This is a genomic window from Desmospora activa DSM 45169 (assembly GCF_003046315.1).
GTDB classification, from domain to species: Bacteria; Bacillota; Bacilli; order Thermoactinomycetales; family DSM-45169; genus Desmospora; species Desmospora activa.
In genome coordinates, this window is the sequence record NZ_PZZP01000001.1 from 761,669 (window position 1) to 784,928 (window position 23,260).

General features: G+C 48.7%; 21 protein-coding genes and 2 riboswitches. Of the genes, 16 read left to right on the plus strand and 5 right to left on the minus strand.

What is annotated here, in order from left to right; all coding sequences use genetic code 11:
* The first annotated feature begins 35 nt into the window (after window positions 1–35).
* The 3 genes from C8J48_RS03685 (at window position 36) to trxA (ending at window position 2,308) form a co-directional block, all read left to right on the plus strand.
* On the plus strand, window positions 36–806 hold the full coding sequence (locus C8J48_RS03685) for an electron transfer flavoprotein subunit beta/FixA family protein (RefSeq protein ID WP_107727572.1): 771 nt from the start codon (window positions 36–38) through the stop codon (window positions 804–806).
* A gap of 23 nt (window positions 807–829) precedes the next feature.
* Window positions 830–1,813, plus strand: a complete 984-nt coding sequence (locus C8J48_RS03690) for an electron transfer flavoprotein subunit alpha/FixB family protein (protein WP_107725004.1) — start codon at window positions 830–832, stop codon at window positions 1,811–1,813.
* Window positions 1,814–1,993: 180 nt separating this feature from the next.
* Window positions 1,994–2,308, plus strand: coding sequence for a thioredoxin (gene trxA / locus C8J48_RS03695; protein ID WP_107725005.1), 315 nt, complete (start codon window positions 1,994–1,996; stop codon window positions 2,306–2,308).
* A 310-nt stretch (window positions 2,309–2,618) separates the two neighbouring features.
* Here the strand turns inward: trxA and C8J48_RS03700 are convergent, their stop codons facing one another.
* The 4 genes from C8J48_RS03700 to C8J48_RS03715 form a co-directional block, all read right to left on the minus strand.
* A complete protein-coding gene (locus tag C8J48_RS03700; RefSeq protein WP_146160438.1) occupies window positions 2,619–3,500 on the minus strand; it encodes a hypothetical protein in 882 nt (293 codons plus the stop codon).
* Between the two features lie 82 nt (window positions 3,501–3,582).
* Window positions 3,583–4,650 (minus strand): hypothetical protein, encoded by a 1,068-nt coding sequence (locus C8J48_RS03705; RefSeq protein ID WP_107725007.1) that lies wholly within the window; start codon window positions 4,648–4,650, stop codon window positions 3,583–3,585.
* Between the two features lie 90 nt (window positions 4,651–4,740).
* Complete coding sequence (locus tag C8J48_RS03710) at window positions 4,741–5,820, minus strand: hypothetical protein (protein WP_107725008.1); 1,080 nt, start codon at window positions 5,818–5,820, stop codon at window positions 4,741–4,743.
* A 118-nt stretch (window positions 5,821–5,938) separates the two neighbouring features.
* On the minus strand, window positions 5,939–6,922 hold the full coding sequence (locus tag C8J48_RS03715) for a hypothetical protein (protein ID WP_107725009.1): 984 nt from the start codon (window positions 6,920–6,922) through the stop codon (window positions 5,939–5,941).
* 145 nt (window positions 6,923–7,067) lie between these two features.
* Here C8J48_RS03715 and uvrC point away from each other — a divergent pair, with 145 nt between their 5' ends.
* The 5 genes from uvrC to C8J48_RS03740 all read left to right on the plus strand — a co-directional run bounded on the left by uvrC (window position 7,068) and on the right by C8J48_RS03740 (window position 12,599).
* Window positions 7,068–8,861, plus strand: coding sequence for an excinuclease ABC subunit UvrC (uvrC, locus tag C8J48_RS03720; RefSeq protein WP_107725010.1), 1,794 nt, complete (start codon window positions 7,068–7,070; stop codon window positions 8,859–8,861).
* Window positions 8,858–9,505 carry a molybdenum cofactor guanylyltransferase gene (gene mobA / locus C8J48_RS03725; RefSeq protein ID WP_107725011.1) on the plus strand — a complete coding sequence of 216 codons (648 nt, stop codon included), beginning with the start codon at window positions 8,858–8,860 and terminating at the stop codon, window positions 9,503–9,505. Before uvrC ends, mobA begins: the two co-directional genes overlap by 4 nt.
* A gap of 228 nt (window positions 9,506–9,733) precedes the next feature.
* On the plus strand, window positions 9,734–10,210 hold the full coding sequence (locus C8J48_RS03730; RefSeq protein ID WP_107725012.1) for a MarR family winged helix-turn-helix transcriptional regulator: 477 nt from the start codon (window positions 9,734–9,736) through the stop codon (window positions 10,208–10,210).
* Between the two features lie 25 nt (window positions 10,211–10,235).
* Window positions 10,236–11,072 carry an alpha/beta fold hydrolase gene (locus C8J48_RS03735; protein WP_107725013.1) on the plus strand — a complete coding sequence of 279 codons (837 nt, stop codon included), beginning with the start codon at window positions 10,236–10,238 and terminating at the stop codon, window positions 11,070–11,072.
* Window positions 11,073–11,090: 18 nt separating this feature from the next.
* Window positions 11,091–12,599 carry an alpha/beta fold hydrolase gene (locus C8J48_RS03740; RefSeq protein WP_107725014.1) on the plus strand — a complete coding sequence of 503 codons (1,509 nt, stop codon included), beginning with the start codon at window positions 11,091–11,093 and terminating at the stop codon, window positions 12,597–12,599.
* Window positions 12,600–12,816: 217 nt separating this feature from the next.
* Here C8J48_RS03740 and tatA read toward each other — a convergent pair whose 3' ends face one another.
* Entirely contained in the window at window positions 12,817–13,056 is a 240-nt protein-coding gene (gene tatA, locus C8J48_RS03745) for a twin-arginine translocase TatA/TatE family subunit (RefSeq protein ID WP_107725015.1), read from the minus strand.
* 352 nt (window positions 13,057–13,408) lie between these two features.
* A riboswitch (Lysine riboswitch) is annotated at window positions 13,409–13,580 on the plus strand.
* A 125-nt stretch (window positions 13,581–13,705) separates the two neighbouring features.
* Here tatA and C8J48_RS03750 point away from each other — a divergent pair.
* The 8 genes from C8J48_RS03750 to sdhB all read left to right on the plus strand — a co-directional run bounded on the left by C8J48_RS03750 (window position 13,706) and on the right by sdhB (window position 23,164).
* Window positions 13,706–14,947, plus strand: coding sequence for an aspartate kinase (locus C8J48_RS03750; protein ID WP_107725016.1), 1,242 nt, complete (start codon window positions 13,706–13,708; stop codon window positions 14,945–14,947).
* A gap of 337 nt (window positions 14,948–15,284) precedes the next feature.
* The gene (locus C8J48_RS03755; protein ID WP_107725017.1) at window positions 15,285–16,217 is read left to right on the plus strand and encodes an ABC transporter permease; all 933 of its coding nucleotides are present in this window, start codon (window positions 15,285–15,287) and stop codon (window positions 16,215–16,217) included.
* Window positions 16,218–16,219: 2 nt separating this feature from the next.
* Window positions 16,220–17,134: an ABC transporter permease gene (locus tag C8J48_RS03760; RefSeq protein ID WP_107725018.1), complete on the plus strand. Its 915-nt coding sequence runs from the start codon at window positions 16,220–16,222 to the stop codon at window positions 17,132–17,134.
* A gap of 131 nt (window positions 17,135–17,265) precedes the next feature.
* On the plus strand, window positions 17,266–18,288 hold the full coding sequence (locus tag C8J48_RS03770) for an ABC transporter ATP-binding protein (protein ID WP_107725020.1): 1,023 nt from the start codon (window positions 17,266–17,268) through the stop codon (window positions 18,286–18,288).
* A gap of 56 nt (window positions 18,289–18,344) precedes the next feature.
* A riboswitch (SAM riboswitch) is annotated at window positions 18,345–18,449 on the plus strand.
* A gap of 109 nt (window positions 18,450–18,558) precedes the next feature.
* Entirely contained in the window at window positions 18,559–19,665 is a 1,107-nt protein-coding gene (gene metX / locus C8J48_RS03775) for a homoserine O-acetyltransferase MetX (protein ID WP_107725021.1), read from the plus strand.
* Window positions 19,666–19,931: 266 nt separating this feature from the next.
* Window positions 19,932–20,582 carry a succinate dehydrogenase cytochrome b558 subunit gene (locus C8J48_RS03780; protein ID WP_107725022.1) on the plus strand — a complete coding sequence of 217 codons (651 nt, stop codon included), beginning with the start codon at window positions 19,932–19,934 and terminating at the stop codon, window positions 20,580–20,582.
* Between the two features lie 18 nt (window positions 20,583–20,600).
* A complete protein-coding gene (sdhA, locus tag C8J48_RS03785; RefSeq protein WP_107725023.1) occupies window positions 20,601–22,373 on the plus strand; it encodes a succinate dehydrogenase flavoprotein subunit in 1,773 nt (590 codons plus the stop codon).
* The gene (sdhB, locus tag C8J48_RS03790; protein WP_107725024.1) at window positions 22,370–23,164 is read left to right on the plus strand and encodes a succinate dehydrogenase iron-sulfur subunit; all 795 of its coding nucleotides are present in this window, start codon (window positions 22,370–22,372) and stop codon (window positions 23,162–23,164) included. The genes sdhA and sdhB overlap by 4 nt, the downstream gene beginning before the upstream one ends.
* The last annotated feature ends 96 nt before the right edge of the window (window positions 23,165–23,260 follow it).

Consider the following 23,260-nt stretch of genomic DNA (forward strand, 5'->3'; position numbering starts at 1 on the left):
TTCTGTAAATGTCTACTCTCCTGTCGACAATACCCATGAAGATCTTGGTGATCATGAAACAAACCTTTGACACGGAAGAGAGAATTGTGGTCGAAGACGGGCAAATCAGTGAAGATGGGGTAGAATTTATTATCAACCCCTATGATGAATATGCGGTGGAAGAAGCGATCCGTCTGCGCGAAGCCCACGGCGGCGAAGTAACGGTGATTACAGTGGGGCCTGAACGGGCGGAGCAAGCGTTGCGTACTGCTTTGGCGATGGGTGCCGACAAGGGTATGATCGTGGATGATGAAGAGCTGGACGCGCCAGATGAGTATACCATCGCCAAAGTATTGGCGGCGGTAGTGGCGGATCTGGACTACGATATAATCCTGGGCGGCTATATGGCTGTTGATGACGGCTCGGCCCAAGTGGGACCACGGCTGGCGGAATTGTTGAGCATCCCCCATATATCCACCATCACGAAACTAACTGTCGACGGTGACAAAGTGGAGGTAGAGAAGGATGTGGAGGGGGATGTGGAATACCTGGAAGCGAAATTGCCAGTTTTGGTGACGGCACAACAAGGGTTAAACGATCCCCGTTACGCCTCCTTAAAGGGGATTATGCAGGCGAAGAAAAAGCCGTTGCAGCGTTTGGATCTCGATGATCTCGATTTGGATGAGGATGAACTGGAAGCGAAGACAGAAACACTGGAAGTTTTCTTGCCCCCGGAAAAAGAAGCCGGAAAAATATTGCAAGGTGAGCAGAAGGAACAGGTAAAGGAACTGGTTCACCTGCTGCGCAACGAAGCAAAAGTGATCTAAGAGAAAGAGGGGGAGAGGACCAAATGAGCAAAAACGGTTTAGTGTTGGCCGATGTACGTGATGGTGAGTTGCGCCATGTCACGTTGGAATGTTTGGCTGCCGCTTCTCAGGTGATGGAGGACGGTGTGGTAACCGTAGCCGTGCTCGGAAGCAATGCGAAGGATCTGGTGGAAAAGTTGTCCCATTATGGTGCTGATCGCGTAGTGACGGTCACGAATCCTAAGCTGGATCAATATACGACGGATGCTTATCTGCAAGCGTTTTTACAGGTTATCGAAAAGACGGATCCAGACGTGATCTTTACGGGTCATACCGCTGTTGGTCGCGATGTGAGCCCACGTATCGCCGCCCGTCTTCAGTTGGGTCTGGTGTCCGATTGTACCGCGGTCGACCGGGTTGACGGCAAAATTGTGTTTACCCGTCCGATCTATGCTGGCAAAGCATTTGTCAAAAAAGCGGTGCGGGAGGGAGAAGTGTTTGCAACTTTGCGCCCCAACAACATCGCTGCTTTGGAAGCGGATACAAGCCGTTCGGCGGTGGTGGAGGAGTTAGACGTCACAATTGCGGATGACTCCCTGCGCACCCTGATCAAGGAGTTGGTGCGAAAAACAGCCGATGGGGTTGACTTGTCTGAAGCAAGGATCGTGGTTGCTGGTGGACGAGGCGTAAAGAGTGCCGAAGGTTTTCAGCCGCTGTATGAGTTGGCGGAAGTACTGGGCGCTGCTGTAGGGGCTTCCCGCGGTGCTTGTGATGCCGAATACTGCGATTATGCCTTGCAGATCGGACAGACAGGAAAAGTGGTAACTCCTGATCTCTATATTGCCTGCGGGATTTCCGGTGCCATTCAACATTTGGCCGGAATGTCTAACTCCAAAGTGATCGTCGCCATCAACAAAGATCCAGAAGCCAGTATTTTTAGTGTGGCCGACTACGGCATCGTCGGTGATTTGTTTGAAGTGGTACCAATGTTGACAGCGGAATTGAAGGAAGTTCTTGTTGAGAATTAACCAATTCTGTTGCCATCAGTCGCTTTTGACGACCCAACAAATAAAGTGGATTTTTTGGTTTTAACCGTACCACTGGGGGGTATATAAAAATCCAGGTGTTTCGTTATCCGAAGCACTTGGATTTTTCGCTGCTTCAGTGGTATACTGGCAGTATGTGAATTGAGGGAGGATTGTTTGATTATGGCCATTCAAGAAGTTACGGATCAAAGCTTCAATAATGAAATCGAATCCGGTACCGTCTTGGTGGATTTTTGGGCACCATGGTGCGGCCCCTGCAGAATGATCGCCCCTGAGCTGGAAAAACTGGATCAGGAAGTGGGCGACAAGCTGAAAATCGCCAAGATCAATGTGGATGATAACCCAAATACCGCCGGTCGTTTTGGCGTGATGAGCATCCCGACGCTAATGGTTTTCAAAGACGGGGAAATGGTTGACAAACTCCACGGCTTTCAGCCGAAGGAGCAATTGTTGGAGTGGATCAACCCCCACTTTTAACATCTTTGATTATCCGAATAATGGAAGGAATTTTTGAAAGCGAAGTGCCTTTGCTGTGCCACTCAGTGGAAGCTGCCAAAGGTGGGAAAAAGCGGTGCTTTACAAGCACAAGTCTCGCTACGGTCACTTCGTTCCCTAGTCTCGCACTGCAACATGTTTGAGCGACGGCGAGTTTTACCCGCTCCCAACCTCGGTGGCTGGAGCGGACAGCTCTTCCTTCTCTGTAAACAGTAAGAGCACGTAGACTTAAAAATCCTTCTATATAAAAAGGCGCAAAGGAAAATTCCTTTGCGCCTTTTTGCTTGGTTCATCATGATCCTTGCGTCGGAGTCTGTTTCAATGATTCCGGGTCCATCAATCCATAGGTGTTTTGCTCTCCCCATGGCCCCGGATCGGCGTCATTGTCGACGATAAATGAACGCAGTTGCAGCTTATACCAACGCACGATACTCACTTGGAAGGCGATTTGGAGAAAAGGCAGCAAAAGGGTGATTACCAACACAGTAACGATAAAAACGAGCATCCCGATGATGGTAAGTATTTCGTTTTCTTCTCCCATTATCATCAACACTCCACCTGGGAGCAGAGCGATGGGGTAGAGAAAGAAGAAAGCCAGCAACCACGCTGCGGAACGGAGAACGGTACCGAATCGTTTGGTAAACAGGTGAAAGGAATCTTTAATCGATTGCCATGGTCCCCGCTCCTCGGTGATCAATATGACAGGAGCGTAAAGCAAAGCCAACGTAACCAAAAAGACGAGGAGACTGACAAGACTTAAACTTCCATACAGCAGTATTTGATTGTTGACTCCAGTTTCAATGTGGTATGGAAAAAAAATGAACAGCAGCAGGGTAACCGGGACATAGAACAGGCACAACAGGGTGAGTTGCTGAATCGTCTTTCGCAATAAGCGAAACCCATGTCGGAAGTAGGTGCTAAATTTAAACATATTGCGCCAAACGACTTCCGACACCATCGCATAACTACCGGAGACCACTAGAGAATAACTGATGGTAGCAAAATAGAACGCAGAGGCAGGTATTATTACAGCCATAGTCATGTAACTGGCTATGGTAAGGATGTCAAAGCCTGAAACCGAGAAAACCATACCGGCAACAAACGAAATGCCGAAGAGGCTATAAGCAATCACACCAATAATCGATAAAACGGCAGAGCTTAATAAATTGCCCAACAAATTAGTCCCATACATCTTGAGACCATGTTTCTTTAACAATTCCCACGTAGTCGGTATTTGGATCAACCCTTTCTAGCTTTTATCGGTTCTCCTCTGGAAAGGGCGGGTATGACGACGGTTGCTTGGATTCGGTGTCGGTTGCCGTAGAAGGTGCCGGTTGTGAATAGCTATGATAATGGTCAAAGGTGTCAAAGCCATAGACGCCGTCATCCCCCCACGGACCGGGATCATTGTCATCGTCTACTACACTCTTTCTCAGATAGGTTTTGTACCAACGTACCGCCGTCACCTGGAAGATGAGTGGAGTAAATGCATACAGGATGAACATCAAGAATGCGTAAAGAATCATGATAATAGCACCAATTGTAACCACTGCATCAATGTCCTGAAACAGAATTACAATCGGAATGAGTAAAAAATAAGGCAGTAGTGGAAGCAAACCGTACAACCATCCGACAAGTGCCGTGCTCAATACTCTACCAAAACGGCGAAAGGTTAAGCGGACAGAATCTTTGATCGATTGCCAGGGGCCGCGATCCTCCGCGATCAATATGATTGGAGCATACAAAACAGACAAGAAAAAGAATACAGACGGAATCCAGGAGAGAATGAAGAAAATGATCATTCCAGCTCCGATATAATTGGGATCAAACGTCCCTCCTTCTACAAATGCAAATCCCGCTCCTACACTTGATAAAATCAGCGAGAGGATCGGTAAAAACAAGAAGGGGATAAAGAGCAGACCGATCAAAAACAGCTGAATGATAACCGCTTTTAATTTTGAAAAGCCGTGCTTAAAGTAAGTGTTGAAGCGAAAACGATTCTGCCATACCACTTCTGTCACCATCGAATAACTGCCGGCGACTGTAAAGCCCTGGGGAAGGAAGGCTACGATATAAATCACTAGATAAAACAGAACAAGAATAATCATAAAAATGATCATACCTACAATTGTCCACATTTCTGAGCTTGTTAAATGTGAAATGAGACCGATAGAGACCGCCCCAGCTAAATAGAAAACCATGAAAACGATGTAGGCTAAAAAGCTGAGGACATTTGCAGCCATTGTCGCAATAAACATACCAAGCAAATTAGTGCCAAACATTTTAAGTCCATGTTGGCGCAGTAAGGTCATTGTGCTTTCCAACAGTATACCTCCTTGCAGGTAGAGACTGGTTTATTATGACTGATAAAAAGCTGCCGGAAACCAATCCGACAGCTTGGGTTTTACTGATCACTAAAAGTGAGGATCCGTCGGGAACTGGGGATACTTGTTTTTAGGCGCTTCCTTCTCATTGGTGTCGCTTTGCTCATATTCAGCTGCAGCCCCTGCTGCTGACTCGGTTGCGGATTGAGGAACATCCGATTGTGGGGAAGATGGGCTGTCAAAGCTGCCACCGTATGGGGATCCATCTGTTTGCAATTCCTCTTCCGGTACGACAAATTTACGCAAATGTTGTTTGTAACGCAGCGAAATGATCAACTGTACCGCCATCTGGTAGAAGGGGAGAAATAGGTAAAACAAACCCATCAACAAGATGGTCAGCAGAAGCAATCCGATATTATTTTCAGCAAACATGCTGGTCACCGTCATCGGGATGCTAAAAATCATATAAGTGATGGTGGCGGCAATGATACATAAGACTGTGAGAAAGACTTTACCGAATGATTTAAAAGTTAAGCGGTAGGAAAGTTTAAGCGACTCCCAAGCGCCCTTGTTCTCCGCCGTCAAAATGACAGGGCCATGTATGGCGCCTAAGTTGACGATAAACAAGAAGATCCAGCCCACCAAAGCGGCGATTCCCCAAAGGAGCCGACCCGTCTCATTGCCGTTGAACAAGGCGATGTTGGCCAAAACTTCAAACACGATGGCAGGGATGGAAAAGGGAAACAGAACCAGCCCCAACAGAAATAAATGTAAAAACATACGTCCGAAATAACGGAAGCCAGAGCCGAAATATGTTCTAATCGAGGCGATCCCATCTAAAACGATTTCGTTAACCATGGCGTAACTGCCGGCATAGCAAAAGCTGTAGATGAAAGTGCTGAGGATGACGAAAATCAGCGTCCCGATTAACAACACAATAAGAATTCCCACACCTATGCTGGCGAAGGCATTACCAATGTTGTTCGTGTCTCCCCCTGAGAAAGCATCGCCCAAAGTACCAGTAATACTGGTTCCGACGATACCGATCAGGATGGCGAGAATGATCACTCCGATCACACCGACGATGGTGGAAGTGGCTAGCAGACCTAACAAATTGCCAGCCCACATTTTTAGACCGTGTCGCCGCAGGAGTTTAAAATATGTACCCAAGATTGCAATCCTCCTTAAAACGGTCGAAAATCATCCCTAATCCCTATGATAAACGATTTTTTTCGTCAGGGGAGTATGTCTGATCAAAATTTATACAGGATTAGTATAAATAGAGTAATCATAATTCTTTAGACGGAGCTCCCCCTGAAGCGATCGATTCTCGGGCTGCGGCGCTTTCTGCGTTGCCGGATCCTGCTTGCAAAAACATCGGCTTAATCCGATCCTCAGGAAACAAATCGTTCTGGATGTGAGTCAGGTAACGTTGAAATAGTACGGCCAGTGCGCAGATAGAGGGAAAAGGGCCTAATATCAGCAGCAGCAATCCACCAAACAACACTCCTACAATCGTGGCAATGGTACTGTCATTCAACAACTGCAAGATCAGCCATGGAAAAACGGTAAAAAAGATGACGATCACCGTTCCCAATATACCGGCAAAGGATGCGCCGAAAAGGGAGACGAAGGTGGAGCCAAAGCGGCGAAAGACAGCAGTAAAGCCATAGCCGAAGGAGCGAATCGCTCCCATCTCTTCGGTAACCATTACGACCCACATGTGACAGGAAGCCGCTGCCAGAAACAGGAGCAATCCTGTGCTGACGATAAAAAATGAAACTTGCCAATACCAATCGGTCGGTAGTAGCGGCCATAAAAACCACCATAGAGCTGTGAACAGAATAAAGATGGCGGCTTGTATCAATACCAAAACCAATGTCCGTAGGAGATAGCGAAAGCCGCAGGCAAAAAAATGTCCCAGGGACACCCGCTGTTCCACTGCGGCTTGCCGAACCACTCCCATCAACCCGGAGGCGTAAAATAAAGCGGAGAAAAGGGTAAACAAGGACAACAACACTCCATAGCCAATCAAGATGGTGTTACTCTTTTGCACCGCTTGTAGCAGTTGGGCGCCTACTTCCCGCCAAGCGCCGGGAGCATCCAGCCAGGACTGACCTAGTGCGATCAGGTGCGACATTTCGGAGCGGAGTAACAGTCCCAACAGTAAATGTGGGATCAGAAGTAGGACAGTGACGGTGATACCGCCGAACAGAGCGCTTATCCATAGTTTCATGCCGTGATGATTGATTAAACGAAAAGACTCCACCATGGGTGATTCCTCCATCCAAGTGGTGTGATAAATCTATGTTAGCCCTTCATGAATGACAGGACAACCCGCCAAAAGAATGAATAAGAAGCAAAAGAGAAGAAACGCCTGTTCCTGTGATAATATTAGGAAGAGGGAGGGACCGATGATGAAGCGTGCCATAAAAGAAAAACTTTCACTTCTTCCGGATCAGCCCGGCTGCTACTTAATGAAGGACAGCGATGGAAAAATTTTATACGTGGGCAAAGCCAAAAGCTTGAAATCCCGCGTTCGTTCCTATTTTACCGGCAGCCATGATGGAAAAACGCAATTGCTGGTATCCCAGATCACCGATTTTGAATATATCGTGACGGATACTCCGATTGAAGCATTGATTCTGGAAGCCAATCTCATTAAGCGACATCGTCCTCATTACAACGTGTTGATGAAGGATGACAAGTCATATCCCTATATTCGGCTGACAAAAGAAGAACATCCCCGTCTGGAAGTGACACGGCGGGTGAAAAAGGACGGCTCCCGTTATTTTGGTCCTTATCCCAATGTACAGGCGGCTCAGCAGACCAAAAAACTGCTGGACAAGTTGTATCCCTTGCGCAAATGCCGTACCCTGCCTAAGCGGGTTTGTCTCTACTACCATCTGGGGCAATGTGTGGCGCCCTGCGAATTTGACGTGGATCCTACTCAATATGAAGAGATGACCAGCCATATTGTTCGTTTTTTAAACGGGGGTCATAAAGAAGTGCAGAAGGATCTGCGCCGCAAAATGGAACAGGCGGCGGAGACTCTCGATTTTGAACGAGCAAAAGAGTTGCGCGATCTTATTCAACATATTGATACGGTGATGGTAAAACAGCAGATTACGATAAACGACCATGTTGACCGGGATGTCTTCGGGTATGTGGCCGACAAAGGGATGATGTGTGTCCAGGTGTTCTTTGTGCGACAAGGGAAGTTGATTGAACGGGATGTTTCCATTTTTCATCATTATGGTGAGGCGGAAGAGGATTTTCTTTCTTTTGTCACTCAGTTTTATCATGAGAAACCGACGCTTCCCCGAGAGATTCACCTACCGGCGGCAGTGGATGCGGAATGGGTAGACCAGTGGCTGGAAGGGGTGCGTGTCCATGTTCCTCAACGCGGTATGAAAAAGCGGCTAGTTGATATGGCGACACAAAATGCGGAAATCGCATTAAAAGAGCGGTTTGAGTTGATGGAGCGGGACCAGGATCGCACGGTGGAGGCTACGCGTAAATTGGGTGAGGCGCTGGGGATCGGATATCCCAAGCGGATTGAGGCCTTTGATAATTCCAATATCCAAGGCGCCGACCCGGTTTCGGCGATGGTGGTCTTTACCGACGGTGTCCCCGATAAAAAAGAGTACCGCAAATATAAAATCCGCTCTGTAACCGGTCCCGATGACTACGGCACGATGCGGGAAGTGATCCGTCGCCGTTATATGCGCGTGTTAAAGGAAGATCTCCCCCTGCCAGAGTTGGTGATTGTGGACGGAGGGAAGGGGCAGATGGCCGCAGCGCTGGATGTGTTGGAAAATGAATTGGGGATCTATGTGCCTGTTGCTGGCCTTGTCAAAGATGAAAAACATAAAACTGCCAAACTGTTGCTGGGTGATCCGCCCTCTGAGGTGGATCTAAAACGGGGAAGCAGCCAGTTTTATCTCTTGCAGCGTATTCAGGAGGAAGTGCATCGTTTTGCGATTACGTTTCATCGCCAAACCCGTGGAAAATCGATGATCCATTCCGTTTTGGACGAGATTCCAGGTGTGGGCAAAAAGCGAAAGCAGATATTGTATCAACATTTTGGCTCCCTACAGCGAATGAGGGAGGCGAGGGTAGAAGAGTTTCGCCAGGCCGGAATCGGTGATAAGCTGGCACGAGAGATTCAGGAACATCTGCGTAACCAGGAGTCGAAACCCTCCTCATGAGCGGACTTCGGATAGGGTTTAAGGGTACATTGATCCTGTTGGCGGGAGGGGCTTCCCGGCGAATGGGTACGGATAAGGCGATGCTGGATTTCGGCGGGGAGCCTCTCGCCTGTCGCATTATTCGTCGCCTTTGTGCTTCGGGGGAATGGGAACCGCTGATCGTTTCCAATAACATCGTACGTTTTGCGTCATGGGGCTGGCCGACCGTAACAGATCGCTGGCCGGGAGCGGGCCCTTTGGCCGGGGTATGCAGCGGATTACAGGCATCCGCCCATGACTGGAATCTGGTGGTGGCGTGTGATATGCCCTTCGCTTCCCTTGAGTTGGCCACCGCCTTGCAGCAAAGGGCGGTAGACACCAGCGTCGATATTAGCATTCCGCAGCGATTAGGGCGACGCCATCCGCTGTTTGGCTGTTATCATCGCCGCTGTCTGCCGGTGGCGGAACGACTGGTCAAATCCGGTCAACGGTCGATGGGGGCGCTACTGGCTGCGGTCGCCGTCACTGTGCTGGAAGAAACGGACTTTCCGCCGGCAGTTCAGTCGGAGCGAGCTCTTTTTAATATGAACCGACCGCAAGATTATGAACAGGCTTTGGAGTGGGATCGTTATGAGGGGCGAGTAAAAAAAGAGGATTTGTGGTAGCGGGGATGATATTGCAAGAGGCGCGAGGGCGGAAATAGGGACCCAGACCCGCTTAAATCATCAATTGGGTTGCTGACAAAAGTCAGCAGCTTTTTTATCTGTCCTAGCCTGGGTTGGTTGCTAGTTTATCTTGAATTTTAATTAACTAAAAACGATATTGTTGACAAGGAAACAAAAATAACGTATCATTTATTTTGTTTCCATTACAACAATAATAGGAGGCGTGTTATGTCAAAAGAAGAAGAACTGAGTTTCATTTTTAATCGAGTGGCAGAAAGACACCACATCATTAAAGACATTGAAAAGAAAAAATTTAAATTTATGACGGAAAACACATTTCTGGAAGTTCATTGTATTGATTTCATCGAAAAACATGACGATCCCAATGTGACAAAGCTTGCAAAAGCTCTTCGCGTAACAAGAGGTGCGATCAGCAAAACAACAAAAAAATTAATTGAAGATGGAGCTATTGAAAAATATCAGAAGCCGGGGAATAAAAAAGAAATTTATTACAAATTAACTGATAGCGGGCGGGAGATTTATTTGGAACATGAAAAATTCCATAGTGAAAGAATTGAGAGGGATAGCGTTTTCTTCAGCCAATTAAGCGAAGAAGAAAAAGATCAGCTGGTGAATATTTTAAATAAGATTTATGCACAAATAGCGAAAGAGCTTAAAAGTTTAGGCATGGAAAATTATATCTAGTTGAATGTAGAATGGGAGGTCATTCATGTATCAAGCAAATCAAAAGATCAAAAAAGAATCCGTCCAATCATTGGACGGAACAGTAATTAGTTATCATGTCATGGGAGAAGGGCCCGGCTTGCTTATTGTTCACGGCGGATTTAGGGCTTCACAGCACTATATAAGACTAGGTGATTCTCTTTCGGATGATTACACGGTTTATATCATGGATCGTCGCGGCCGAAACAATAGTGGCCCCAAGGGCAGTGGATACAGTGTCCAGAAAGAGTGTGAGGATGTCATAGCCATTCTGCAAAAACATCAGGTTTCTTATCTGTTCGGACACAGCTATGGCGGACTTATTTCGTTACATGTGACTTTACAGGAACCAATAAAAAAACTAGCGGTTTACGAGCCAAGTTTGATCGGTTATTTTCCGAGTGATTGGATACCCCGATTTGAGCAAGAATTGAATCAAAATGATTATATTTCGGCAAGTACCACCTTGCTCAAAGGTCTGCAGATGGGTGGGGTAATCGGCAAATTGCCACAGCCTGTATTGAAAAATCTATTTCGGTCAATGGCTAAAGGGCCTGAGTGGGAAGAAAATATTAAACTATTGCGAACACTACCGGAAGAATTGCGTGCAGGACTGCGATTAAAACCTACTATCCAAACATACGAGCAAATATCCATACCGACGATGGTGATGGCGGGCTCTAAAAGTCCCCGATTTTTACGTACGGCTGCACATGAATTAAGTTTAATCTTACCAAACAAACAAAATGTAATTCTATCTTTGGCAGGACTTGATCACAATGCTCCAGACGAAAAAGCTCCGGCTAAAATCGCGCAAACATTAAAATACTTTTTTATAGAGTAAGGAAAGGAGATCGGCATTATGGGGATATTGTACGGGTTAGAAACACCATTGATGGTGCTTTACTTGTTTATCTGGATCATGCTTGGCTGGCTATCCGGACATCTAGGATTTGTATCAGGTTGGGACCAGGTAAAGAAAAATATCCGAATGATAAACGTTTATACGTATCTTGTTGGATTATTAACGGTATTAATTGTGATTGAGGGTGCTCTGGGTTTCGGGTACTTATTTGAGAAGGATAAACAATGGTTCAATTTCATTCTGCTGATCCTGCCATTGGCAAGTGTTTGCTTTTTATCCTTGCCAAAAACAAAACGGATCCTTGAAGCGGTCGATACAACAAATGACGAGATGAATACGGAAATACGTCGATTGACGACGGCTCGATCGTTTGTCCTCCCCTATCAATTGGGTGTATATGCAACGACCATCAATCTTTGTTTTTTCCTATTTCCCTATGGATCTATCACCATAACAGATTACCTGATTCCATGTGCTTTGCTACTCGTCTTATTGATTGCATTATGGTTCCGTTATAGCCGGCGGCAACGAATAATGAGTAAGCAAGATTTTTCTGTTCAAGGCAATTGGATAAACCGCATCATCAGAATTTCCGTCAGCCTTGCTTTATTTAGTGGAAGTATAGCTGCTTTTCTAACATTAGCAGTAGTAACGACAATTTCAAACGGGGAGTCAGAAGAGAATCGTATCGATCATGTGGAAGTAAAAAGTGGCTATGTGGAGACCGAAGGGGACAATCTGTATTACGAAGTGAGGGGAGAAGGTCCACCGCTCCTTATGATCCCCGGAGGAGGAGGCGATGCTGGATTTTATACCTACGTTGCCGATATTCTCGCGGATGAATACCAAGTGATTACGTACGACAGAAGAGGTAACTCCCGTAGTACCCGACACGATCCTCAGAATTTCGAGGTTAGTCAACAGGCTCGTGATGCAGTGGCTGTTCTGCGCGCAACCAATCATGATTCGGCATATGTTTTCGGTAACAGTGGTGGTGCCATCTTTGCGCTGGAAATGGCAGAGAAATTTCCGGAAACGATTCAAGCGGTTGTTGTTCATGAGCCCCCGACCGTCAAAGTGCTGCCTGATCGGGATAAATGGTTAACTCTCTTTTCCGATATATATCAGACAGCCAATCGACTCGGTGTTGAATGGGCCAACCTGCAATTTGCTTTTTCAGTTGGGGTTCCTGCAAGTGCATTTACGCATATCCCACAAGATTTTCAAGAACGAAACGCAGAGAATACAGAAACCCTCATCCAAAACGAAATGCTGCCCGCTATCAATTACGAACCCAATATCGAAAAACTAAAAAGGAACGGAGTAAAGGTGATTATGGCGGCGGGCGAGTTGTCGCTAGAAAAAGAGAGGTTTTACGCTCAAACGGCACTGATCTTAGCAAAACAATTAGATGCTGAATTTGTGATTTTTCCCGGTCACCACCTGTCTTATTTCGATTCGCCGGCGGAATGGGCAGAAACATTACGCCAAGCGTTTCAGGACTGATAAGCGGGAGGAAAGTTACGACTGACAACCCCTAGTTTCAACCTTGGGGATAATAGCGATCTTCCTTCAATCATGGGGATAGAAGAGTCCTACACCTTGCTTTCTGGTGTTATGTTTTCAACCACAAAGTAAAATCCCCTCCAAGTATACAGGAAGGGGTTTACCTTTTACTGTTCACTTGAAGGGGATCATATCAGCCAGGGTTGAGGCGGAGGGGTTATTTTTTTGCATCCGCAGCCGTGGGTGCCTCGCCTTGAACAGCACTAACGTCCTGTTTGGTGGCTTCCGGTTTGTTCTGTTTATCGTCGTCGTTGATACCAGCCACGGAATCTTTAAATTCCTTTAACGTGCGGCCGGCGGCTCGACCCAACTCCGGCAACTTGCTGGGGCCGAACAGGAGCAGCGCAACCAGAAGAATTAAGAGAAAACCCGGGAGTCCGATACTGCCGAGACCCATAAATATCACTCCTAACCCCCACTGTTGTGTGAGGGGAATGGTTGTGAGTTAGTGTCCACTTTACTATCCTCATTATACCGGATCCTCCGTTCACTTCAAGTTCAAGGGCTGAAGCGTCACCAATCCGCCATGCTGTATACAGGATCCTTCAGCGATTACCGGCAATCAATCATATCCACCAGCTGATTAGTTGAGAAGCGCAATTTCCATTCATTTCCCGATGAGAAACGGCATTTGCAGGATTGTGCCATTACGGGGGGTGTGTTAGCATGCTTATAAGTTTAAACGCGTTCAGAAGAAGACAACAACGCTCCTTTTGGGCGCTAAAAACGAATAGTACCTCACGACATACATGTGAAGTAGAGGCGCGATGGTCATCAGTACCGTTTCCGAGGCGCGGGAGCCACAGAAGAAACGGGAAAGGGATTGTCGCCGAAGCGAACTTCCCCCGCTGGAAGAGAGCTGGGCCCGTTACCGAACAGGGACGGAACTGTCACGAACTTTCGTGGAGCACTAACTCACAAGGGAACCAGTGGGGCTGGTCAAACCGTTAGGTAGGGCGACAGCTGGGACTTCCCGTTGTCGCTTTTCTATTTTTGAAGAGCCTCACCAATAAAGCCCGAAGAAAAGAGAGGAGATCGCGCAAACCATGGGATTGGTCGTGCAAAAATTTGGAGGAACTTCCGTCGGAAGTGTGGAGCGGATTCAAAAGGTGGCGGAACGCATCAACCGTACCATCCGCGAGGGAAATCAAGTCGTTGTGACGGTGTCCGCCATGGGAAAGACCACGGATGAATTGGTGGGTCTGGCCAAAGCGATCACAGACCGCCCGTCGCAGCGGGAGATGGATGTGTTGTTGACCACCGGAGAGCAAGTCACCATCGCGCTGTTAAGCATGGCGTTACAGCAACGGGGGATTAAGGCTCATCCGATGACTGGTTGGCAAGCGGGCATCCACACTGATGACGTATATGGAAAAGCGCGGATCGAATCGATTGATACGGAGCGGGTGCGAGCATGCCTGGATCAGGGAGAAGTGGTAGTAGTAGCAGGATTCCAGGGAATTTCCCCGGATGGACATATTACCACATTGGGGCGCGGTGGCTCCGATACCACTGCGGTGGCATTAGCGGCGGCATTACAAGCAGACCGATGTGAGATTTTTACCGACGTGACCGGGGTATTTACCGCAGACCCGCGTTTGGCGCCACAAGCGCGTAAGTTGCAAGAAATCTCCTTTGAAGAGATGTTGGAGTTGGCCAATTTGGGAGCAGGCGTATTACATCCACGCTCGGTGGAGTGTGCTATGACCCACGGGGTACCGTTGGTGGTCCGTTCCAGCTTTGTCGATGAAGAAGGAACCTGGGTGAAGGAGGCAGCACAGATGGAAGAAGTATGGAATGTACGCGGGGTGGCCCATGATTTACAAGTAGCGCGAGTAAAAGTGTTGGGATTGCCCAACTCCAGCAAAACACTGACCACACTGTTTAGCCGTTTGGCTGACGCTCATATCAACGTCGATATGATTGTAACCAGCGAGCATGCGCGGGAGCGGATCGATGTCGCTTTTAGTGTCCATGAGAATGAATGGGAGTCGGCAAAAGAAGTGATCGAGGGTTTAAAAGATGAATTGCGCTACCTTGAGGTATTGTCGGAAACCGGTCTGGCCAAGGTATCCACCGTTGGTGCCGGTATGGTGACCAATCCCGGTGTTGCCGCAAAAATGTTTACTTCCCTTTCGGAAGCCAATATCCATATTAAAATGGTATCCACATCAGAAATTAAAATTTCCTGTGTGATCGCCAAAGAGCAAGCAACCCGGGCGGTAAAAGAACTGCATCGTGCATTTGGTCTCGACGTGGAAGAAGCCTTAACCGCGGTACCCTCCTAAAAAAGCTTTACGGCTCCTGTTTGAAAACAGGAGCTTTTTTATATTCTTTGCAGTCATTCCAGCCTGAGACATGGCAACTAACTCTTTTTGAACCATGGGGCTCACGGGGTTCGCTTGGTCAACTTCTCCGGGTTACTTGAAATTCCCAAGAAATCCTCTGTGTTTACGCATGGGAAGTGGTCAATGTTGGGGACAAGAGCAGGAAAGCAACCTTACTAAATAGAAAATAAATATGTTAGGGCGTCATATGATTGATTATCAGTCATCATTGATGTCCGAAAAGTCCGTATCGACAGATCAATCATGCGCGCTTGCCGTCAGGAGGTGTCCCGTAAAAATGTGGCGTTATATCGGAAAACGAATACTGTTGATGCTTCTCTCTTTATGGTTGATCTCTACACTTACCTTTTGGTTGATGCATGCGATTCCTGGGGACCCCTTTACATCCGATCGAAATCTGCCGGAGCAAACGTTGGCCAATTTACAGGCGCAATACGGGTTAGACCAACCCAAACCTGTCCAGTATCTGATCTATATGGGTAATCTGGCTAAACTGGACCTTGGGATGTCCATCAATAATCTGGGTCGCTCCGTCAACGATCTATTGGCGGATGGTTTTCCGGCCTCGGCTCAATTGGGTGCTCAGGCGTTGATTCTAGCTACTTTTGCTGGGATTGTGATGGGGACTGTGGCGGCTTTACGGCAAAACCGGCTTCCAGATTACACGTTGATGGTGTTGGCCGTATTGGGAATTTCCATTCCCAACTTCGTCCTTGCCCCGATTATGCAAAAATTCTTGGGACTGGAGTGGGATCTTTTACCCCTGGCAGGTTGGGGGGAGTTTGACCAGACCATCTTGCCGGCGATGGCCCTCGCTTTTAGTCCGTTAGCTCTGGTTACAAGGCTGATGCGTTCCAGTATGTTGGATGTGATCAGTCAAGATTACATACGAACGGCCCGCTCCAAAGGTCTACCTCCGTGGCGGGTAATCACTCGTCACACATTGCGCAATGCCATCATTCCAGTGTTGACCATCCTCGGTCCTATGACCGCTACCATTTTAACCGGCAGCTTTATCATTGAGCAGATCTTTTCCATTCCCGGCATTGGCGCCTATTTTGTCGAAAGTATTTCCAATCGAGATTACCCGATGATTATGGGTACGACGATTTTTTACTCCGCCTTTTTGGTACTGATGAACTTTTTGGTCGACTTGGCTTATGGCCTGGTAGATCCCAGAATCAAACTGGGTTCTAAGGAGGTGGCCTAATCATGTCGATCCCGGCACATCGTTTTGAACGAGCACCAAAGACGCAACAGGCGGAGGTGATCAAGCGTCCTAGCGCCCACTACTGGCAAGATGCCTGGCGCAGGCTTCGTCAAAATTGGCTGGCGATGATCGGGCTTTATACGATTCTAGCCTTATTTCTGTTGGCGATTCTGGGACCGCTGATCAGCGACCATACGTATTATGGCAATCGATTGGACCACAAAAACGAATCCCCCTCTCAGGAAAACTGGTTTGGTACTGATGAACTGGGGCGGGATCTGTTTGTCCGCACTTGGTACGGCGCCCGTATTTCCCTGACGATCGGCGTGGTTGCCGCACTTATCGATTTGGTCATTGGTGTTCTTTATGGCGGAATCGCAGGATACAAGGGCGGTCGGGTGGATGAGATTATGATGCGGATTGTGGATGTATTGTGGGGATTGCCTTACTTACTGGTGGTGATCCTGCTGCTGGTGGTGTTGGAGCCCGGCTTGTTGACGATCATCATCGCCTTAACCGCCACCGGTTGGCTCAATATGGCCCGTCTTGTCAGAGGGCAGGTGTTGCAGTTAAAACAACAGGAATTTGTATTAGCTGCCCGCACCCTAGGGGCCGATACTCGCAGGCTGATGCAAAAGCATTTGATCCCAAATGCGATGGGACCGATCATTGTCATGCTCACCTTTACGGTTCCCAGCGCCATCTTTGCGGAAGCATTTCTCAGCTTCTTAGGTCTAGGGGTGCAAGCGCCGATCGCCAGCTGGGGCACCATGATCAACGATGCCTTGGTGGTGATTTTGTCCGATGAATGGTGGCGTCTCTTTTTCCCGGCCTTTATGCTTAGCTTGACGCTGCTGGCTTTTAACGCCCTGGGAGACGGTTTGCGCGATGCGTTGGACCCCAAAATGCGAAAATAGGGAAATAGGGCATTTACCCAAAGGAGAGGTAGCCCTAAAGGACTACGTATTAGAAGGGGCTTTGCCCGAAGGAGAGGTAGCCCTAAAGGACAACGCATTAGAAGGGGCTTTGCCCGAAGGAGTGGTAGGCGATGGAATCTATATTGGAGATTAAAAATTTAAAGGTCACCTTTCATACCCATGCCGGTCCTGTGCACGCCGTTCGTGGAGTCAATCTAAAAGTAGGCAAAGGAGAAGCATTGGCCATCGTAGGAGAGTCGGGCAGTGGAAAAAGTGTGACCGCACAAGCGATTCTCCGCTTGATTCCCTCTCCCCCTGGGCAGATGGAGGAAGGTGAGATTCTCTTTGCCGGGCGTGATCTCGCACGGGTGTCGGAGTGGGAGATGTTTCGGATTCGTGGCTCGGAGATCGGAATGGTATTTCAGGACCCGATGACCTCGTTAAACCCGACCATGACAGTAGGGAAGCAAATAATGGAGGGGCTGATGTGGCATCAACAGCTCACCCGGGAAGATGCACGGCAAAAAGCGGTGGAAATGCTGCGACTGGTAGGCATTCCTACGCCGGAGAAGCGGGTGAATCAATTTCCGCACGAATTTAGCGGGGGGATGAGGCAGCGGGCGATGATCGCCATCGCCCTCTCCTGCAATCCAAAGGTTTTAATCGCCGATGAACCGACGACTGCCCTCGATGTAACGATCCAAGCGCAGATTCTAGAGCTGATGAAGGAGCTTCAGGAGAAAACGGAGACTGCCATCATTTTGATCACCCATGATCTAGGGGTTGTAGCGGAAATGGCGCAACAGGTGGCGGTGATGTACGGCGGAAAAGTGGTGGAGTCCGGCAGAGTGGAAGAGATCTTTCATCACTCCCGTCACCCCTACACTTGGGGGTTGATGGCCTCTATGCCGCGGCTAGATTGGAAACGGGAGGAGGAGTTGACCCCGATTCCCGGTTCACCGCCGGATCTGTTTGATCCTCCCCTGGGTTGCCCTTTTGCCGATCGTTGTCCACATGCGATGCATATTTGCCATGATGAAATGCCGGAGGTGTACTCTGTTTCGGAAGATCATCAGGTAGCGTGTTGGTTGGAACACCCTCAGGCCACACCTGTGAGTCAAACACCCCAGGTACAAATTCGGGCACGTGGGTAATACGGCTTGACAGTAAAGTTAAAACCATCTTATCATAAGGAAAATCATAAACCTTCTTCTTATCCAGAGCGGTTGAGGGACTGGCCCGATGACACTGCGGCAACCACCCTATCAGGGAAAGGTGCCAACTCCTGCTGGACATATGTCCAGGAAGATGGGAAGAGGGGCGGGACATGTGTGTATGCGCAGCCCGGCCTCTTCCATTTGGGAAGGTGCCGGGCTTTTTGCTTGATAATACTCAGCGCGCGGAATGGTCGAGGAGGATTGTAAATGAAAACAGCGGAAAAGGGCGTGGAACGGCGACAGGTGCGCGTTGATCGGTTTTTGCTGGAGTGCGGAAAAGAGTTGACGGCAGTGGAAGTGGCGGTAGAAATCGCAGGAGCTTGGAAGCCGGGACAGGATAATGTGATTCTAATTTGTCACGCCTTGACAGGAGATGCTCATGCTGTCGGGGATGAAAGGGATCCAGGTTGGTGGGATGAACTGGTGGGAAGGGGAAAACCGCTCGATACCGACCGCTTCGCCATGATTACGATGAATGTGTTGGGGGGATGCAACGGCACGACCGGTCCCGCCTCTATCTGTCCACAGAGCGGTCGTCCCTATGGATCTTCCTTTCCATTGGTGACGATTCGGGATATGGTGCGGTTACAACGACAAGTTTTAGCACAAATGAAGGTGGATCACTTGCAGGCGATTGTTGGCGGATCAATGGGAGGCATGATGGTGTTGGAGTGGGGGATACTATATCCCGAAATGTCGCGGCGGCTGATTCCGATTGCGACAGCACCATCGCTAAATGCTATGGCAATCGCCTTTAACGAGATTGCCCGTCAGGCCATTCGGTCAGATCCTGCTTTTGCAGGAGGAGATTACTATCCGGACTCAGGACCGATCCGGGGGTTGGCGGTTGCGCGGATGGTGGGGATGGTCACTTATCGCACTCCGCGGTTGTTTGAGCACCGTTTCGGTCGAAATTTGCAGCGAAGTGGACCGTTATTGAACCAGGAGAGCCTGTTTCAAGTGGAGAGTTATCTTCGCTATCAAGGAAATAAGCTGGTGGACCGCTTTGACGCTAATAGTTATCTGACATTGTTGAAGGCAATGGATACCCATGATATCGGACGGGGACGGGAAGGAGCCCGACGGGCTTTAGCTCGGGTGCAAGCGGCGGTCTTGGTAATTGGAATCGAAGATGACCAACTGTTTCCGGCGTATCAACAGCGAGAATTGCACCGTTGGCTGATTGCGGAGGGAAAGGAGAGCTACCTGTTTACCTTTCCTTCGGATTACGGCCATGATGCTTTTTTGGTCCAGTTTGATAAATTGGCTCCTCCCATTCAGGCTTTTCTCTCGGATACGGTACCCACCGTTTAAAAATGTGACGATTTGGTGGATATCAAAATGAATAAAAGCCCATTTTATCTTGTGTAGAGGTATACCTTTCCAATATGTGAGAATCCCTTACCTTGACGCTCTAGGAAGCTTGGGAGTACAATAAATGTGGCAAATGCGTTAAAACTTCTTGCCTATTGAATAGTTTTTGTTGGTTACCGGCGCTCTGCCGGTAATGCTATGAGCAAAGAAGTTTTACGTATTTAAGGATTTCATCGATTTTATTAGGGGTAAATGGGGGGCAAGTGATGAGTAAGCACCGTAGTTTTTTCAACCGGCGGCTTCACTCTTTACTGGGTGTAATCCCGGTTGGCTTTTTTTTGCTTGAGCACCTATGGACGAACCACTATGCGACCCAAGGTGCTGATGTGTATCAGGAGAAAGTGGAGTGGCTATGGAGCATTCCATTTTTGCCGTTGTTGGAGATTTTCTTTATCTTCTTGCCGTTGCTGTATCATGGTGTTTACGGTTTGTACATCGCGTTTACGGCTCAAAATAATCTAAAGAGCTACAGTACGTTTCGTAACATCATGTTTATGTTGCAACGTGTAACCGGTGTCATTACGCTTATTTTTGTTACCTTACACGTTTGGCAGACGCGTGTGCAAGTGGCATTGGCCGATATGTCGGCACAAGATTTAACCGTGCACACCGCCGATATTTTGGCCAGTAATGTTAATGTGGTTTTGTATGTGATCGGTGTGGTGGCCGCTGTCTTCCATTTTAGCAACGGCATGTGGTCTTTCCTCGTCACTTGGGGAGTTACTGTCGGGCCGCGTTCCCAACGCATCTCTTCCTATGTATGGGCCGGGGTGTTTGTGATCGTTACCTATTTGGGAGTGGCTGCGATTTTATCCTTTGCTGATCCTTCGTTTACCAATGAGTTGGCTCAACGCTAAGAAAGGGGCACTGCCGATATGAAAGAAAAAGTTGTAATCGTGGGCGGCGGCCTCGCGGGCTTGATGGCCGCAATCAAAGTGGCCGAGGCGGGAGCTGACGTCGATCTCTTTTCCATCGTTCCTGTCCGTCGTTCCCATTCCGTTTGCGCCCAAGGTGGTATCAACGGTGCCGTCAATACCAAAGGGGAAGGGGATTCTCCCTGGGAACACTTTGATGATACCGTTTACGGCGGAGACTTCCTCGCCAACCAGCCGCCGGTAAAAGCGATGACTGAAGCGGCACCGGGGATTATCTACCTGATGGACCGGATGGGGGTTCCCTTTAACCGGACACCGGAGGGGTTATTGGATTTCCGACGCTTTGGCGGAACAAAGCACCATCGCACCGCCTTTGCCGGGGCAACCACCGGACAACAGCTGCTGTACGCCTTGGATGAGCAAGTACGCCGGTGGGAAGCAGCGGGCAATGTTACTAAGTATGAGCAATGGGAATTTACATCCCTCATCTTGGATGAAGAAGGCCGCTGTCGTGGGATTGTAGCCCAGGATCGTCGCAGCATGGAAATTCAATCCTTCCCGGCGGATGCCGTTATTTTGGCCACCGGTGGACCGGGAATCATCTTCGGCAAATCGACCAATTCCATGATCAACACCGGAACAGCCGCCAGCGCCGCCTACCAGCAAGGAGCGCATTACGCCAACGGTGAGTTTATCCAGGTGCATCCGACTGCCATCCCCGGAGACGATAAACTGCGCTTGATGTCGGAATCCGCTCGGGGTGAAGGAGGACGCGTCTGGACTTATAAAGACGGCAAACCCTGGTACTTCCTGGAGGAAATGTATCCGGCCTATGGAAACTTGGTACCTCGGGATATTGCCACCCGTGCCATCTTTAAGGTATGTGTGGATGATAAACTGGGGATCAACGGAGAGAATATGGTTTACTTGGACTTATCCCATAAAGATCCCAAGGAACTGGATATTAAGCTGGGCGGCATCATTGAGATCTATGAGAAATTTATGGGCGAAGACCCACGCAAGGTGCCGATGAAGATCTTCCCGGCAGTCCACTACTCCATGGGTGGTTTATGGGTGGACTTTAACCAGATGAGCAATATTCCCGGCCTGTTTGCCGCCGGTGAAGTGGAATATCAGTACCATGGCGCCAACCGTCTCGGTGCTAACTCCCTCTTGTCCTGCATCTACGGTGGGATGGTAGCGGGTCCCAACGCCCTCGAATATATCCGTGGATTGGATAAATCCGCCGCTGATCTTTCTTCCAGCTTGTTTGAGAGTCATCGTGGCAAAGAAGAGGAACAATATGAAAACATCCTCAAAATGGATGGGGATGAAAATCCGTATCTGCTGCATAAAGAGTTGGGTGAATGGATGACGGACAATGTAACCGTGGTTCGTTACAACGACCGCCTGCAAAAAACGGATGAAAAGATCCAGGAACTGATGGAACGCTATCAACGGATCAATGTAGGGGACACCGCCCGCTACAGTAACCAATCCGCGTCCTTTGTACGGCAGTTGTGGAACATGCTGGAGTTGGCGCGGGTGATCACCTTAGGAGCGCTCAACCGGAATGAAAGCCGTGGTGCCCACTATAAACCGGACTTCCCCGAGCGCAACGATGAGGAGTTTCTCAAAACCACCATTGCCAAACATACGCCTGACGGACCGGATCTCTCTTATGATGAGGTGGATACCTCTCTGATCAAACCGCGTCCGCGCCGCTATGATGTGGCGAAACAAGCTGAGCAGAAGGGGGCGGAGAAATCATGAGTGAAACCGCGACCCAAACCCGACCAGAAACAGAAGCGCAAACGGACAAAAAAACGGTGCGCTTTATCATCACTCGGCAGGATTCACCGGATTCCGAGCCTTACACGGAAGAATTTGAGCTGGAGTATCGTCCCAATATGACGGTAAACTCCTCTTTGATGGAGATTCAGCGTAACCCGGTCAACTGCAAGGGAGAAAAAATCTCCCCGGTATCCTGGGAAGCCAACTGTTTGGAAGAAGTATGTGGCGCCTGTTCGATGGTGATCAACGGTACCCCGCGCCAAGCTTGTTCCACCCTAATCGATGATCTGGAGCAACCGATCTATATTCAACCGATGAACACCTTCCCGGTATTGCGGGATATGGTGGTGGACCGCAGCCGCATGTTTGATACGTTGAAGCGGTTGAAAGCCTGGATTCCTATTGATGGCACTCACGATCTAGGCGCGGGTCCCCGTATGCCGGAAGTGGACCGGCAGTGGCGGTATGAGCTGTCCAAGTGCATGACTTGTGGTGTGTGCTTACAAGCCTGCCCCAATGTAAACGATCGTTCCAATTTCTTTGGACCTTTTGCTGTGGGTCAGGTGGATCTGTTTAACTCTCATCCCACCGGCGAGATGAATAAACATGAGCGCGTCGATGCTCTTTATGAAGACGGTGGACTGCAGGAATGCGGCAACTCGCAAAACTGCGTACAAGCGTGCCCCAAAGGCGTTCCGCTAACCACCGCCATTGCCCGTATGAACCGCGAAGGTACCAAGCATCTGTTCCGAAAATGGCTTCAGCGGTAAGCGGCTAAAGAATGAAATTAAAAGAGAGAATCAAGCAAGCGGTGTTTGCACATGATGGCAAACACTGCTTGCTTTTTGTAGGGGTCTTCTATTATA